Source organism: Mesorhizobium sp. M2E.F.Ca.ET.209.01.1.1, from assembly GCF_004010375.2.
In the GTDB taxonomy this organism is placed as follows: domain Bacteria; phylum Pseudomonadota; class Alphaproteobacteria; order Rhizobiales; family Rhizobiaceae; genus Mesorhizobium.
Genome location: NZ_SADP02000904.1, coordinates 1 through 311 on the forward strand (window position 1 = coordinate 1; position 311 = coordinate 311).

The 311-nt window shown below is 66.9% G+C and carries 1 pseudogene; it reads left to right on the forward strand.

The window, feature by feature from the left end:
• Positions 1–147, forward strand: a pseudogene (locus tag EN852_RS38415) (isocitrate/isopropylmalate family dehydrogenase); the annotation flags it as partial.
• Between the last annotated feature and the right edge of the window lie 164 nt (positions 148–311).

Genomic DNA, 311 nt, shown 5'->3' on the forward strand with positions numbered 1-311 from the left:
ATGGGCGATGAAGCCGACAAGCTCGAAGCTTCAATCGCCGCCGTGCTCGACCAGGGCCTGCGCACCAAGGATATCTTCTCCCCCGGCATGACCGAGGTTGGCACTGTTGCCATGGGTGACGCGATCATCGCCAAATTCCTGGCGTAACGCTCGTTCGGCCTCAGCGGATCTCGCCGGCAAGCTGACGCAGCAGGCCGACGAGCCTCGCCTCGTCCACCGGTTCGAAGAAGGCCGCGTCGGCGGCCTCGACGGCGACAATGGCGCGCTGCGCCGCCGCCGCCCCGGCTGATGTGACGCGGATCACCTTGGCC